Origin of the sequence: Pseudonocardia ammonioxydans, assembly GCF_900115005.1 — a bacterium.
GTDB classification, from domain to species: domain Bacteria; phylum Actinomycetota; class Actinomycetes; order Mycobacteriales; family Pseudonocardiaceae; genus Pseudonocardia; species Pseudonocardia ammonioxydans.
The window spans coordinates 53,627-66,636 of the sequence record NZ_FOUY01000001.1 but is presented as its reverse complement, the minus strand read 5'-3'; the positions used below and the strand labels follow the sequence as shown (position 1 = coordinate 66,636).

Below are 13,010 nucleotides of genomic sequence, written 5' to 3'. Positions count from 1 at the left end.
TCGGGGGTCGATACGGGTTCGTCGGGAGCCGGTGCGCGCCGCCGGTTCCTGCTTCTGCCCGTCTTGTCGTGTCAGTCGCTCACCCTGTTATCCGGTGACCGTGTCCGCCAATCGTCGGAGTGGCTACTCCACCCGTGTGGTCGACAACGGCACTCGTCCTCGCGAGTGATATGTCACCGTCCGTGGTGGGGTGTCACCCGATCGCCGCCTCCGGGATCTCGGCGAGCCGCTCGCGCAGGTCGCGTTTGAGCACCTTCCCGGCGGCCGAGACCGGGATCGCCGCCAGCACGTGCACCTCGCGCAGCCGCTGGTACGGCAGGAGCCGGGCGTTGAGCTCCGCCACCGCGGCCCGGGCCTCCGCCTCGGCGGGGCCGGTCACGAACGCGACCGGGCGCTCGCCGTCCACGCCGGCCGGGCGTCCGACCACGGCGGCGCCGGTCACCCCGGGCAGCGTCAGCAGCCGCTCCTCGAGGTCGCGCGGGTACACGTTGTACCCCTTGTGGAGCAGCATGTCCTTGAGCCGGTCGACGATCCGCAGGTGGCCGTCGGCGTCGAGGACGCCCACGTCGCCGGTGTGCAGCCACCCGTCGCCGTCGAACGTGGCGGCGGTCTCGGCGGGCCGGTTCCGGTAGCCGCCGGTGACCTGCGGGCCGCGCACCCAGACCTCGCCCTCGCGGTCGGCGGCGAGCTCCGCGCCGTCGGGACCGGAGATCCGGATCTCGGTGCCCGGGACCGGCAGGCCCACGGTGCCCACCTTGCGCACCGCGGAGCGGGCCGCCGGGCCCAGCGTCGCCGACATCGTGACCTCGGTCAGGCCGTACCCCTCGGTGATGACCAGATCCTCCCCCAGCCACGCACGCAACGCCGTGATCACCTCGACCGGCAGGGGCGCCGCACCCGACGTCAGCGACCGCACCGAGGACAGGTCCCCGGCACCGTCGCGGTGGGCGAGCAGGGCCGCGAAGACCGGCGGCGCACCGGACATCGCGGTGACGGCGAACCGGGTCGCGTCCGCGAGGTAGGCGCGCGGGTCGAACCGGCCGTGCACGATCGTCAGCCCGCCGGTGAGCAGCGGCATGTTCAGCCCGCCGACGGTCCCCATCGCGTGGAACCACGGGGCGATCCCGATGATGCGGCCCGTGCCGAGCGGGGTCGGGTACTCCTCGGGCGGTCCGGGGTCGGTCAGCACGACGCCCGGGCCGGACGGGGTGTCGCGGACGTCGGGCCGCGCACCGGTGCCCCAGCAGGTCGACTGCAGGGCGTTGGTCAGTAGGTTGCGATGGCTGACCCGCACCCCCTTGGAACGCCCGGTCGTCCCGCCGGTGTAGGCGAGGTGGGCGAGGTCGGTGTCCGGGTCGAGCTCGAGGTCCGTGCCGGGCGGGTGCTGCGGGTGGCCGTCGAGGAACGCCTCCAGCGGGGTGACGTCGGCGGGCACGTCGTCCGAGCCCGGCCCGGTGACCAGCACCCGCTTCAGCGCGGTCCCGGGGCGCGCGGCGAGCACGGTGGGCAGCGCCGGCGCCCAGCTGAGGACGGCGGCCGCGCCCGCGTCGGCGAGCTGGGCGGCGAGGTCGTCGACGGGCAGCAGCGGGTTCGCCGGCCCGACCGTCGCCCCGGCGAGCAGGGTGCCCCAGTAGGCGACGGCGTACTGTGGGCAGTTCGGCAGGTGCAGCGCGACCACGTCGCCACGGCCGATCCCGTCGGCGTGCAGGGCGTGCGCGAACGACGACGCTCGGGCCAGCAACCCGCTGAACGACAGCTCGTGCCCGTCCTGGTGCAGCATCGGGGCGTCACCGAACGCGGCGACCGCGCCCCGCAGCTGCGCGGTCGCCGGCAGCCGCGGCACGTCGAGGGCCGGGACCGGGGAGCGGGCGATCACGCGAGCACCCCGTTCCCGCCGTCGGCGGTGACCGGCAGCCGAGTGATGCCGTTGATGAACATCGACCGCAGCCGGCGGGGCTCCCCGGTGGTCGCCACCCGCGGCGCGCGGCGCAGCAGCTCGGTGAACAGCGTGATCAGCTGCCGCCGGGCCAGGTGGGCACCCAGGCAGAAGTGCGGCCCCGGGCCGCCGAACCCGAGGTGCGGGTTGGGGGAGCGGCGGACGTCGAAGTCCTCCGGCGAGGCATTGACCCGCGCCCCGTCCGCGCCGTGGCGGGGGAAGTGGTCCGGGTCGCGGTTCGCCGACCAGTAGAACAGCGCCGTCTTCGCCCCGGCCGGCAGCTCGGTGCCGCCGAGCACCACCGGCTCGGCCAGCGTCCGGCGCATGTAGATCACCGGCGAGGACCAGCGGACGATCTCCTCGATCGCGGTCGGGGTGACGCCCTCGGGGTCGGCCAGCCAGGCCGCCCGCTGCTCGGGGTGCTCGGTGAGCAGCTGCAGGCCCCAGCTCGTGGCGTTGCGCGTGGTCTCGTTGCCGGCGACGACGAGCAGCACGAAGAAGCTCGCCAGCTCGTCCGGGGTGAGCCCCTCGCCGTCGATCTCGGCGTTGACCAGGGCCGAGGTGACGTCGTCGGTCGGATCGGCCCGGCGGGCCTCGCCGAGCTCGCGCATCAGCGCGGCCAGCTCGCCGCCCGCGGTGAGCAGTGCGGTGACCATGTCGGCGCCCTCGGGCACGTAGTCCGGGTCACCCACGCCGAGGATGACGTTGGTGCGGTCGTAGACGAACCGGTGGTGGCTCTGCGGGATGCCCATCATCTCGCAGATGGTGCTGAGCGGGAGCCGGGCGGAGATCGTCTCGACGCCCTCGCACTCGCCGGCGGCCAGCAGGTCGTCGACGATCTCCGAGGCCGTCCGCTCGAGCGACTCCTGCAGGCCGGCCAGCCGCCGCGGGGTGAAGCCGCGCGAGACGATCCGGCGCAGCCGCGCGTGCCGCGGGTCGTCGGTGTTGATCATCGAGCCGAAGAACTCGAGGAACTCCGGCGGCATGTCGGCGACCGAGGTCGCCCCCGGCCCGGAGCGGAAGACGCCCGGGGTGCGGCTGGCCTCGACGACCTCGTCGTAGCGGGTGAGGGCGTAGTACCCCGGCCCGGGGTCGGGGACCTGCGTGACCGGTTGTTCGAACCACGCGATGCCGGGCGCCTCGCGCAGCGCCGCGAAGGCCGCCGCGCGCTCCCGGATGGGGGCGGCCCAGAAGCCGTCCAGGTCGGAGAGGTCGATCGTGGTGGTGTCCGGCATCGTCGCCGTCCCTCCTGCCGCGCCGGGTGGGTGATCCCGACACTAGGCAGCGCACGTGGCGGTCGTCACGGTACTTCCGGGCCACCGGCGGTCCTCAGGGGACAGCCGGAGATCGTCGCCGCAGCTCAGTCGCGTGGTGGCAGCAGCCCGCGCGAGTGCGCCACCGAGACCGCCTCGGCGCGGCCGGAGGCGCCGAGCTTCGCCATCGCCCGGGACAGGTGGACGCTGACCGTCTTCTCGCTGATGAACAGCTGCTCGCCGATCGCCCGGTTGGTGCGGCCGTGCGCCACGTGTTCGAGCACCGCCTGTTCGCGCGGGGTGAGCGGGGACGCCCGGGTGGCGGGGGACGGGGCACCGGCACGGTCGCCCGGCTCCCCGGCCCGCACCGCCAGGGCCGCGACGGCGGCGTCGAGCGGGCGCGCACCGAGACGCCGGGCCACCGTCGCCGCCGCCGCGAGGTCCTCGGCGGCGGCCCGGCGCCGCGCGCGCTCCAGGAGGGTCTGCGCCCGCCGCCACCGGGCCTCGGCGGCGCGGTAGTCGTCGCCGTATCCGGCGAACGTGTCCACCACCGGTGTCCACGTCTCCGGAGCGTCGTCGCCGTGGGCACGAGCCACCTCGGCCCGCGCCCGGGCCAGCCAGGCCCGGCCCTCCGGGCCCAGCCCGGTCCCGCGCGGGAGCCCGCGCGCGGCGGCCGACTCGGCCGCGTCCAGCATCTGCACCGCGCCCGCGCGGTGCTCGGTGTCCGACGCACCGGTGGCCCGGGCGGCGACCGCGAGATCCGCCAGGGCACCGGCCGCGAGCGCCCCCACCGCGAGCAGGACCAGGTGGGCGGGGTCGTCGCGCCCCAGGCCGTCGACCGTGGCCCGGGCCCGACGAGCCGCGAGCTGCGTGTCCCCACGCCACCGGGCCGCCTCGATCCCGACCATCCCCAGCGTCACCGCCAGCTGGTCGAACGGCCGGTCCGCCGCGGGGTCGCCGAGCGAGGCGATGAGCCGCTCGGCCTCGTCCAGGTCGCCGCGCGCGACCGAGACCAGTGCCCCGGTCGCGGGCAGGACGCCGGCCACCCGGACCGCGACCGCCGGGTCGGCCGTGGCGGCGAGCCGGGCCGCGGTGTCCCAGTCCCCGCTCTGGAACGCCACCCGGATCCGGGCCAGCCGGAACTCCAGGCCGTAGCCGGCCCAGGACAGGTTGTGCCGCTCGGCGCGCCTGCTGCCGTCGTCGAGCTCGGCGGCGCCCGCGGCGAGCTTCCCCTCCTCGAGGAACGACAGCGCCCGGTTCCACACCGTCCGCAGCTCGACGTTCCGGTTCCGGGACGCCTCCGCCAGCGCGGCGGCCTCGGCGAGCAGGTCCCGGGACCGGTCCGGGTCGCCCTCGCGCTGGGCGCAGAAGGCCAGGGTGAGCAGGGCGTCCGCGTGCGCTCCCGCCAGGTCGCGCCGCTCGTACGGGGTGAGCTCCGCCGCGTCGGTCGCCCGGACGACGGCGAGGACCCGCCGCGCGGCCTCCCAGGCCGGCTCGGCCCGGTCGGTGTTGAGCAGTCCCCGTGCCAGCGCCGCGTGCGACCAGGCGAGATCCGGGCCCGGGGGGCCGCCGGAGAGCAGCTCCACGGCCGTCGCCGCCGCCTCGATCGCGTCGGTCGCGTGCGGGGCGGGGCCGGTGCCGTGGTCGAGCACCCGCAAGGCGTAGCGCCGCCGCGCGCGCGCCCGGGCCCGCGGCCCCTCCCGCTCGTCGGCCACCCGCACCGCCCGGGCGGCGAGGGCGATGCCGCGTTCCGGATCCCCGGCCGCGCCGGCCGTGCGGGCGGCCTTCAGGATCAGGGCGCTCTCGGTCATCCCGGCGATGGTCTCCGGATCGGGTACCGCGGCCCACAGCTCCAACGCCCGTTCCGCGTGGACCAGCGCCTCGGCCGGGCCGTGCCGGTGCTCGGCCTCGCGGGCCGCCCGGACCGATGCGGCGAGCGCGCGCGGCAGATCGTGCGCGGCGACCGCGTGCCGGGCCAGCTCCGCCCCGGTGCCCGGCCCGCCCCGGTCGTCCAGCAGCTCGGCGAGCCGGCCGTTGAGACGGGCCCGCTCGCCGGGCAGCAGGTCGTCGTGGACGGCCTCGCGCAGCAGCGCGTGCCGGAACGCGTAGGACTCGTCCCCGGCCGGGACCAGCACGTGGTGCGACACGGCCTCGCGCAGCCCCGACGCCAGCTCCGCATCGGGCAGGCCGGCGGCGTCGCGCAGCAGCTCGTGCGGGAGCCGGCGCTCGGCGAGGGAGACGACCTGCAGCACCGTCCGGGCGGGATCGGAGAGCTGGTCCAGCCGCGTCAGCAGGACGTCGGCGAGTGCGTCGGGCAGCTCGGCGCGGCCCGCGGCGACCATCTCCTCGGCGTAGAAGGCGTTGCCCCCGCTGCGGTCGGCGATCCGGTGCAGCACGTCGTCGCCGAGCGGGGCCGGCGCGTCCGCGGCGCGGGACCGGACGAGCTCCAGCACCGCCTCCGCGGGCAGCGGGCCGAGCTCGATGCGCCGCACCGCGGGGAGCCGGACCAGCTCGGCGAGCGTGGGCCGCAGCGGGTGCCTGCGGTGCAGGTCGTCGGCCCGGTAGGTGGCGAGCACGAGCAGCCGCTGCGACCCGAGCCGGGCCAGCAGGTAGCGCAGCAGCTCCCGGCTGGAGCCGTCGGCCCAGTGCAGGTCCTCGAGGACGACGAGCAGCGGCCGCTCGGCGGCCGCCGCCCGCAGCGCCCCGGCCACGGCGTCGAACACCGCCATCCGGTCCAGGTCGCGCTCGCCGGGGCCGCTCTCCGGTGGCCCGCTGCCGGGCAGCAGCCCGGCCAGCGCCGGCGCCGCCGCCGGGTCGACGGCCAGCCCGGCCAGGACCTCGGCGAAGGGCAGGTAGGACAGCGGGGCGGTGCCGGTGTCCAGGCAACGCCCGACGACGACGGTGCACCCGTCGCCCGCCGCGTGCGCGGCCAGCTCGGCGGCCAGCCGGGACTTGCCGATCCCGGCGTCGCCGGCCAGCAGCACGGCACCGCCCCGGCCGGAGCGGGCGGCGTCGAGCTCGGTGCGCAGCGCGGCGAGCTCGGTCCACCGGCCGAGGAGCTCGGCGGAGCCCGTCGGCTCCCCGAGTACCACCGCGCGCTGCCGGACCATGCGGGCATCGTGGCACGGCCCCCCGACAGGGTCGCCGGGATTCCCGGCCGGCACCGGCTCCCGCCCGGTCAGAATCCCGGGCGGGCGGCGTCGTCCGGGTGCTCCGGTGCGGGCGGCCGGTCGAGCGCGCGCCACAGCACCCGGAGCCGGGTGGCCCACTCCCGCAGCGGGGGCACCGGGCGCCCGGCCCGCACGAGCCGGTGGGCGGCCGCCTCGGCGTGCAGCCGCTCCTGCCGCTGCCGCACGAGCGCGGTCAGGTGGTCCATCGGGATCTCGTTCATCAGCATGCCGGTCACCCTGCTGCTGAGGGCGGGCGCGCTGCATCGGGCGATCACGTCGTCCGGTGCGCCGGAGCGGGGCCCGCCGGGGGTAAGGGGCCTCAGCCGGGTGGGGGCAGCAGGCCGCGGCGGTAGGCAGGCACCAGCGCCCGCGGCACCAGGTGCCGCCTGCCCTGCAGGGTGATCGGAACCAGGTCCGGCGCGTCGGCCCTCCAGTTCGACCGGCGGTGCCGGGTGTTCGCCCGCGACATCCGTCGCTTCGGGACAGCCATCAGTTCTCGTCCTCTCGTCCGTCGGACGGGTGGTGGGCGGCCGGATCGCCGCCCACCGGCTCGGGGTCCGAGCACGGTTCGTCGTGTGCCCGGCCGAAGGGGTCCCCGAGCGCGGACCAGGCGTGCTCGCCCGCGGCGACCTCGGCGTCGGACAGCAGCGCCTCGCGCAGCCGCGCGTCGATCTCGTCGGGATCGGCCCCGTGGCAGAGCACGACCAGGTCCTGGGCGCGGTCGCCCCAGCGCGGGTGCCAGGCCAGGGCCGCCAGCGCCCGCCGCTGCTCGTCCGCCCGGTCCCAGGCCTGGGCGCCGGCGCCGTGGAGCCACTCGCCGGCCTGCCCGATCCGCAGGCCACCGCCGGCGCTCTCCAGCCACAGCACCTCCTGCGGCCGGGTCGCCAGCCAGAGCCGGCCGCGGCTGCGTACGACGCCGTCGAGCAGGGCGTCCAGCGCCTCGTGCAGCCGGTCGGGGTGGAACGGCCTGCGGGCCGAGAACAGCAGCGTCCGCACGCCGTTCTCGGCGTCGAGCGGCGGGGTGCCGCGCAGCAGGGCGTCGTGCACCCCGCTCGGTACGCCGCGGCGGGCCTGCGCGGGCAGGCCGTCGCCGAACAGCCGGTCGTCGCCGTGCGCGGCGAGCAGCCGGGGCGCGATCGGGGCCAGCCGGTCGAGGACGGCCGCGGTGCGGTCGACCGTGGCCGGTCCGGGCAGCCGGGTCGTCACGAGCACGTCGGCGAACTCGGCCTGCCCGACGGCGAGCTGGGCCACGGTGCGCTCGTCGCCGGGGAGCGTGGAGAGCCCGCGCTCGGGCAGTGTCGCGTCCCCGCAGGCGTCGGCGAGCCAGGTGTCGGGGTCCAGCACCGCGACCACCGCCCGCAGGTCGACCAGGTCGGTCACCGGGCACGCCGCCCGGCCGCCCGGTGGCGTGCAGAGCACCGAGCCGAGCGCCCAGCACACCGGTTCCGGTTCCAGGCGCGGGTCCAGGTGCAGGACGACCCGGCGCACCGTCCCGGCGAGCGCGGCCAGTGTCGGCAGCACGTCCTCGCGCAGGGTGCAGCTCACGCAGCCGTGCGCGAGCTCCAGCACGGTGCGCTCGTCGCGCCGGGCGTCGCGGAGGCGACGGTGCACCCGGCCGCGTTCCAGGTCGTGCAGCTCGTGGTGGAGCACGACCACGTCCGGGTCGAGCTCGCGCATCCGCGTGATCGTCCGTTCGACCGCGTCGCGCGCGGTCCCGCACAGGACCACCAGTTCGGTCATGACGTCCTCCCGGACTCGGCGTGGGCACGGCGGGACGCAGTGTAAACGAAAACGATTCTCATTTCAGAGGGCGGTCTGGACGACCCCGGGAATCCGCGGCACGTCGAGTGCGGGGAGGAGTGCTGATGGCGGGCCGGAGCGCGCGACGGCGCGGACCGGCGCCGCACGTCCGGCCGGCTGACCGCGCGGGGTGTCGGGCACGTGGACGAGAAGGGTCGCCTGCACGCCGATGACCTGCGCGGACCCGGCTCCGGGCACCCCCGGTTCGGGGGCCCGGAACCGGTGTGTAGAGTTATGCAGGTCGGTGAGCGGAGAGCGCTAGCAGGGCCGTGCTGGTCCAGCGCAGTGCACTGCTCCGGTCCCGGCGCTGCCGCCCCCTTAGCTCAGTCGGCAGAGCGTCTCCATGGTAAGGAGAAGGTCTACGGTTCGATTCCGTAAGGGGGCTCTGAGAGACTCGTCGGTATCGGCGGTCTCCGCATGGCGGTGTAGCTCAGTCGGTAGAGCAAGCGGCTCATAATCGCTGTGTCGTCGGTTCAAGTCCGGCCACCGCTACCAGACTGGCGCAGTACCCGAAACACTCTGCTGGGAGGCACCCGCGATGGCCAAGGCCACGGATGTGCGGCCGAAGATCACTCTGGCCTGCGAGGAGTGCAAGAACCGCAACTACATCACCAAGAAGAACCGGCGGAACGACCCCGACCGGCTCGAGATCAAGAAGTTCTGCGCGAACTGCGGTACCCACCGGGCCCACCGCGAGACCCGCTGAACACGGTTGCGTAGCAGGGTCCGGTACTGAGGGTGGTCGACCAGTCCTGGGTCGGGCACGTGCTCGACCCGGCGGGGCCCTACCAGGTCGGCCGCGAGAAGATCCGCGAGTTCGCCGTCGCCATCGGTGACGGCGATCCGCTGTTTCACGACCTCGACGCCGCCCGTGCCGCCGGTCATCCCGATCTCGTCGCCCCGCCGACGTTCCCGGTCTGCTTCACGATGCCGGTCATCGAGGCGTTCCTCCGGGACCCCGCGTTCGGGTGGGACTACACCCGGATGGTCCACGGTGACCAGCGGATCGCCTACCACCGCCCGGTGCGGGCGGGCGACGAGCTGACCACGGTCGTGCACGTCGACGAGCTCCGCACCCGCGCCGGGAACCACATGCTGACCCTGCGCTGCGAGGTGTCGGACGCCGCCGGTGCCCCGGTGGCGACCACGCACACCATGCTCGTCAGCCCGGCGGGGGAGGACGCATGAGCGGCTCCCCGGCCGATCCCGCGAACCCGGCCGCTCGGCTCACCCCGGAGAGCGCGGCCGCGGTGCAGAAGGGTGACGCGCTCCCGTCGTTCACGGTGCAGCTCACCCGGGCCGATCTGGTCCGTTACGCCGGCGCCTCGGGTGACCTCAACCCGATCCACTGGAGCGACCGGGTGGCGGACGTGGCCGGTCTCCCCGGCGTCATCGCGCACGGGATGCTCTCGATGGCCCTCGCCGGCCGCGTCCTCACGGCCTGGACCGGCGACCCGGCGTCGATCCGCTCCTACGGCACCCGGTTCACCCGCCCGGTCGTGGTCCCGGACGACGACACCGGGGCGACCGTCGAGCTGAGCGGCACGGTGGCCCAGGTGCACGAGGACGGCGGGAGCCGGGTCGCCGTCGTCGACCTCACGGCCCGGTTCGAGGGGCGGACCGTCCTCGGACGGGCGCGGGCCGAGGTCCTCCTGCCCGGGTAGGGACCCCGGGGTCCGGGCCCGCCGGAGCGGGTGCGTACACTCGGATCAGCCGGGCGCGCCGGGATGATCCAACGCGCCCGTCCGACCACCTCCCCGGGGTGGTTCGGAAATAGGGGTGTAGCTCAATTGGCAGAGCAGCGGTCTCCAAAACCGCAGGTTGCAGGTTCAAGTCCTGTCACCCCTGCCACGACGCCGTATACCGCCGGAGATCCGGCGGCACGGCCGATGGCACGAACGGCGAAGCAGGGCAGGTCGTCGTCGGACGGAGGACGTGACCGAGGGCGGGCCACACGCGCCCGCTGCGTGCGGAGGGCGAGTACGTGGGCGAGCTGGTGAACACGCCATCGGACACGAACGCACCGCCGGGCACAGCAGTGCCGCGAACGCGACCGACGATCGTCAGCGAGGAGGGCTCGTGAGCGACGAGCAGGGGCGGCCCGGGCAGGAGCGCCCGAGCAACGCGGCCGACCGTCGCGGGCGACGCGCCGCGCGATCCGGGAACACGCCGGCCAAGGGCCGCGCCACCCCCACCCGGGCGGCCGCGGCGACCAAGGAGCGGAAGGGCTCCGTGTTCGCGCGGGTCGCCCGGTTCCTGCGCGAGGTCGTCGCCGAGCTCCGCAAGGTGATCTGGCCGAACCGGTCGCAGATGGTGAAGTACACCATCGCCGTCCTGATCTTCGTGTCGTTCATGGTGGGCCTGGTGTTCCTGCTCGACTCGGCCTTCGCCGAGGGCGTCGCGCTGCTGTTCGGCGACTGACGCGGGTGACACCGGACCGACCGGTGACGACCGACATCGATGAAGGAAGCGAGAAGGACGTGACCTCCGACAGCAACGCGTACGACGAGACGGCCGATGCGGCCGCGATCGACGCCGTCGCCGAGAACGCGACCGACGAGACGCTTCCCGAGCAGTCCGTCCAGGACGCGGACACCGAGGCCGCGCACGGCGAGGACGTCGTCCCCGGCGAGTACACCGCAGCCGAGGACAGCGCAGCCGAGGACACCGCGGCCGAGGACACTGCGGCCGAGGACACTGCGGCCGAGGACACTGCGGCCGAGGACACTGCGGCCGAGGACACTGCGGCCGAGGACACTGCAGCCGACGACACCGCGGCCGAGGATCCGGAGCAGTCGACCGCCGACGCGGACGAGCCGGCCGCCGAGCAGGAGTCCGCCGAGCAGGGCACCGAGCCGGAGGCCGCCGAGGAGGAGGACCCGGAGGAGGAGCTGCGCACCGCGCTGCGCCGGGCCCCGGGCGACTGGTACGTCATCCACTCCTACGCCGGCTACGAGAACAAGGTGAAGTCGAACCTCGAGACGCGGGCGCAGACCCTGGACGTCGAGGACTTCATCTTCCAGGTCGAGGTGCCCACCGAAGAGGTCACCGAGATCAAGAACGGGCAGCGCAAGAAGGTCCAGCGCAAGGTGCTGCCCGGCTACATCCTGGTGCGGATGGAGCTCAACGACCAGTCCTGGGGCGCGGTGCGGAACACCCCGGGCGTGACCGGTTTCGTCGGTGCCACGTCCAAGCCGTCGCCGCTGTCGATCAACGAGGTCGTGAAGTTCCTCCTCCCCAAGACCGAGGCCCCGAAGAAGGAGGCCGAGGCCGGCAGGGCCGCCACGACGTCGGGCGCAGCCGCCACCGGTGGCGCCCCCGCGGTCGAGGTCGACTTCGAGGTGGGCGAGTCGGTCACCGTCATGGACGGGCCGTTCGCGACGCTCCCGGCGAGCATCAGCGAGGTCAACGTCGACGCCCAGAAGCTCAAGGTGCTGGTCTCGATCTTCGGCCGGGAGACCCCGGTCGAGCTCGGGTTCAACCAGGTCTCCAAGATCTGAGGCACCTGCTGAGGAACGCCCGCGGCGAGGCAGGGCCGCGCGGCGTGCACATCGATCACGACAGGACGAGGACATGCCCCCCAAGAAGCGGAAGCTCTCCGCGATCATCAAGCTCCAGATCCAGGCCGGTGCCGCGACGCCGGCTCCGCCGGTCGGCCCCGCCCTGGGCCAGCACGGCGTCAACATCATGGAGTTCTGCAAGGCGTACAACGCGGCGACCGAGGGCCAGCGCGGCAACGTCGTGCCGGTCGAGATCTCGGTCTACGAGGACCGCTCGTTCGACTTCCAGCTCAAGACCCCGCCGGCTGCCAAGCTGCTGCTGAAGGCCGCGGGTGTCGACAAGGGCTCCGGCGAGCCGCACAAGACCAAGGTCGCCTCGGTCACCGACGCGCAGGTCCGCGAGATCGCCGAGACCAAGATGGCCGACCTCAACGCCAATGACATCGACCAGGCCGCGAAGATCATCGCCGGCACCGCCCGGTCGATGGGCATCAAGGTCGAGGGCTAGTCGGAGCCCTTCCGTACGCGTGGGAGAGCCGGGCGCGGCTCCGACCACGACCTGACCTCACAAGGAGACGAGGACAGATGGCACAGCGCAGCAAAGCCTACCGTGAGGCCGCCGCGAAGATCGACGCGGACCGCCTCTACTCGCCGCTCGCCGCGGCGAAGCTGGCCCAGGAGACCTCCAGCCGCAACACCGACGCGACCGTCGAGGTCGCGCTCCGGCTGGGTGTCGACCCCCGCAAGGCGGACCAGATGGTCCGCGGGACCGTGAACCTGCCGCACGGTACCGGTAAGACCGTCCGCGTGATCGTGTTCGCCACCGGCGACAAGGCCGCCGAGGCCGAGGCCGCCGGCGCCGACGCCGTGGGCGCCGAGGACCTGATCGAGCGCATCCAGGGCGGGTGGCTCGACTTCGACGCCGCGATCGCGACCCCGGACCAGATGGCCAAGGTCGGCCGGATCGCCCGCATCCTGGGCCCGCGTGGCCTGATGCCGAACCCGAAGACCGGCACGGTGACCCCGGACGTCACCAAGGCCGTCAACGAGATCAAGGGCGGCAAGGTCAGCTTCCGGGTGGACAAGCAGGCCAACCTGCACCTGATCATCGGGAAGGCCTCGTTCGACACCGAGAAGCTGGTGGAGAACTACGGCGCCGCCCTGGACGAGATCATGCGGCTCAAGCCGTCGGCCGCCAAGGGCCGCTACGTCAAGAAGGTCACCGTGACCACGACCTCCGGCCCGGGCATCCAGGTGGACCCGGCCCGCACCCGGAACCTGCTGGCTGCGGACGCGGAGGAGCAGGTCTGACCTGACGCCCCGTACGACGAACGCCCCCGGCTCCGCACGC

Annotated in this window: 13 protein-coding genes and 3 tRNA genes; 10 read left to right on the top strand and 6 right to left on the bottom strand. The window is 74.5% G+C overall.

Annotated elements, in window-relative coordinates:
* Positions 1 to 193: 193 nt before the first annotated feature.
* The 6 genes from BM093_RS00370 to mrf all read right to left on the bottom strand — a co-directional run bounded on the left by BM093_RS00370 (position 194) and on the right by mrf (position 8,099).
* The gene (locus BM093_RS00370; protein ID WP_093335455.1) at positions 194 to 1,876 is read right to left on the bottom strand and encodes a class I adenylate-forming enzyme family protein; all 1,683 of its coding nucleotides are present in this window, start codon (positions 1,874 to 1,876) and stop codon (positions 194 to 196) included.
* Positions 1,873 to 3,171, bottom strand: coding sequence for a cytochrome P450 (locus BM093_RS00365; protein ID WP_093335454.1), 1,299 nt, complete (start codon positions 3,169 to 3,171; stop codon positions 1,873 to 1,875). The genes BM093_RS00370 and BM093_RS00365 overlap by 4 nt, the downstream gene beginning before the upstream one ends.
* A gap of 125 nt (positions 3,172 to 3,296) precedes the next feature.
* Complete coding sequence (locus tag BM093_RS00360) at positions 3,297 to 6,299, bottom strand: helix-turn-helix transcriptional regulator (RefSeq protein ID WP_177238201.1); 3,003 nt, start codon at positions 6,297 to 6,299, stop codon at positions 3,297 to 3,299.
* A gap of 68 nt (positions 6,300 to 6,367) precedes the next feature.
* The gene (locus BM093_RS35695) at positions 6,368 to 6,586 is read right to left on the bottom strand and encodes a hypothetical protein (protein ID WP_177238200.1); all 219 of its coding nucleotides are present in this window, start codon (positions 6,584 to 6,586) and stop codon (positions 6,368 to 6,370) included.
* A gap of 92 nt (positions 6,587 to 6,678) precedes the next feature.
* The gene (gene rpmF, locus BM093_RS00355) at positions 6,679 to 6,849 is read right to left on the bottom strand and encodes a 50S ribosomal protein L32 (RefSeq protein ID WP_093335450.1); all 171 of its coding nucleotides are present in this window, start codon (positions 6,847 to 6,849) and stop codon (positions 6,679 to 6,681) included.
* The gene (gene mrf, locus BM093_RS00350; protein WP_093335447.1) at positions 6,849 to 8,099 is read right to left on the bottom strand and encodes a ribosome hibernation factor-recruiting GTPase MRF; all 1,251 of its coding nucleotides are present in this window, start codon (positions 8,097 to 8,099) and stop codon (positions 6,849 to 6,851) included. Before mrf ends, rpmF begins: the two co-directional genes overlap by 1 nt.
* 372 nt (positions 8,100 to 8,471) lie before the next feature.
* Between mrf and BM093_RS00340 the strand changes: the two genes are divergently transcribed.
* The 10 genes from BM093_RS00340 (at position 8,472) to rplA (ending at position 12,970) form a co-directional block, all read left to right on the top strand.
* Positions 8,472 to 8,544 (top strand) — tRNA-Thr (locus BM093_RS00340).
* A 34-nt stretch (positions 8,545 to 8,578) separates the two neighbouring features.
* Positions 8,579 to 8,654 (top strand) — tRNA-Met (locus tag BM093_RS00335).
* A gap of 43 nt (positions 8,655 to 8,697) precedes the next feature.
* The gene (rpmG, locus tag BM093_RS00330; RefSeq protein ID WP_093335444.1) at positions 8,698 to 8,865 is read left to right on the top strand and encodes a 50S ribosomal protein L33; all 168 of its coding nucleotides are present in this window, start codon (positions 8,698 to 8,700) and stop codon (positions 8,863 to 8,865) included.
* A 32-nt stretch (positions 8,866 to 8,897) separates the two neighbouring features.
* On the top strand, positions 8,898 to 9,347 hold the full coding sequence (locus BM093_RS00325) for a MaoC family dehydratase N-terminal domain-containing protein (RefSeq protein WP_093335441.1): 450 nt from the start codon (positions 8,898 to 8,900) through the stop codon (positions 9,345 to 9,347).
* Positions 9,344 to 9,823 carry a MaoC family dehydratase gene (locus tag BM093_RS00320; RefSeq protein ID WP_093335439.1) on the top strand — a complete coding sequence of 160 codons (480 nt, stop codon included), beginning with the start codon at positions 9,344 to 9,346 and terminating at the stop codon, positions 9,821 to 9,823. The genes BM093_RS00325 and BM093_RS00320 overlap by 4 nt, the downstream gene beginning before the upstream one ends.
* 111 nt (positions 9,824 to 9,934) lie before the next feature.
* A tRNA-Trp gene (locus tag BM093_RS00315) sits at positions 9,935 to 10,010 on the top strand.
* A 228-nt stretch (positions 10,011 to 10,238) separates the two neighbouring features.
* Entirely contained in the window at positions 10,239 to 10,580 is a 342-nt protein-coding gene (secE, locus tag BM093_RS00310; protein WP_093335436.1) for a preprotein translocase subunit SecE, read from the top strand.
* Between the two features lie 59 nt (positions 10,581 to 10,639).
* Positions 10,640 to 11,659, top strand: a complete 1,020-nt coding sequence (gene nusG / locus BM093_RS00305; protein WP_093336492.1) for a transcription termination/antitermination protein NusG — start codon at positions 10,640 to 10,642, stop codon at positions 11,657 to 11,659.
* A 73-nt stretch (positions 11,660 to 11,732) separates the two neighbouring features.
* Positions 11,733 to 12,167, top strand: coding sequence for a 50S ribosomal protein L11 (rplK, locus tag BM093_RS00300; protein ID WP_093335433.1), 435 nt, complete (start codon positions 11,733 to 11,735; stop codon positions 12,165 to 12,167).
* 77 nt (positions 12,168 to 12,244) lie between these two features.
* Positions 12,245 to 12,970 (top strand): 50S ribosomal protein L1, encoded by a 726-nt coding sequence (rplA, locus tag BM093_RS00295; protein WP_093335430.1) that lies wholly within the window; start codon positions 12,245 to 12,247, stop codon positions 12,968 to 12,970.
* Positions 12,971 to 13,010 lie beyond the last annotated feature (40 nt).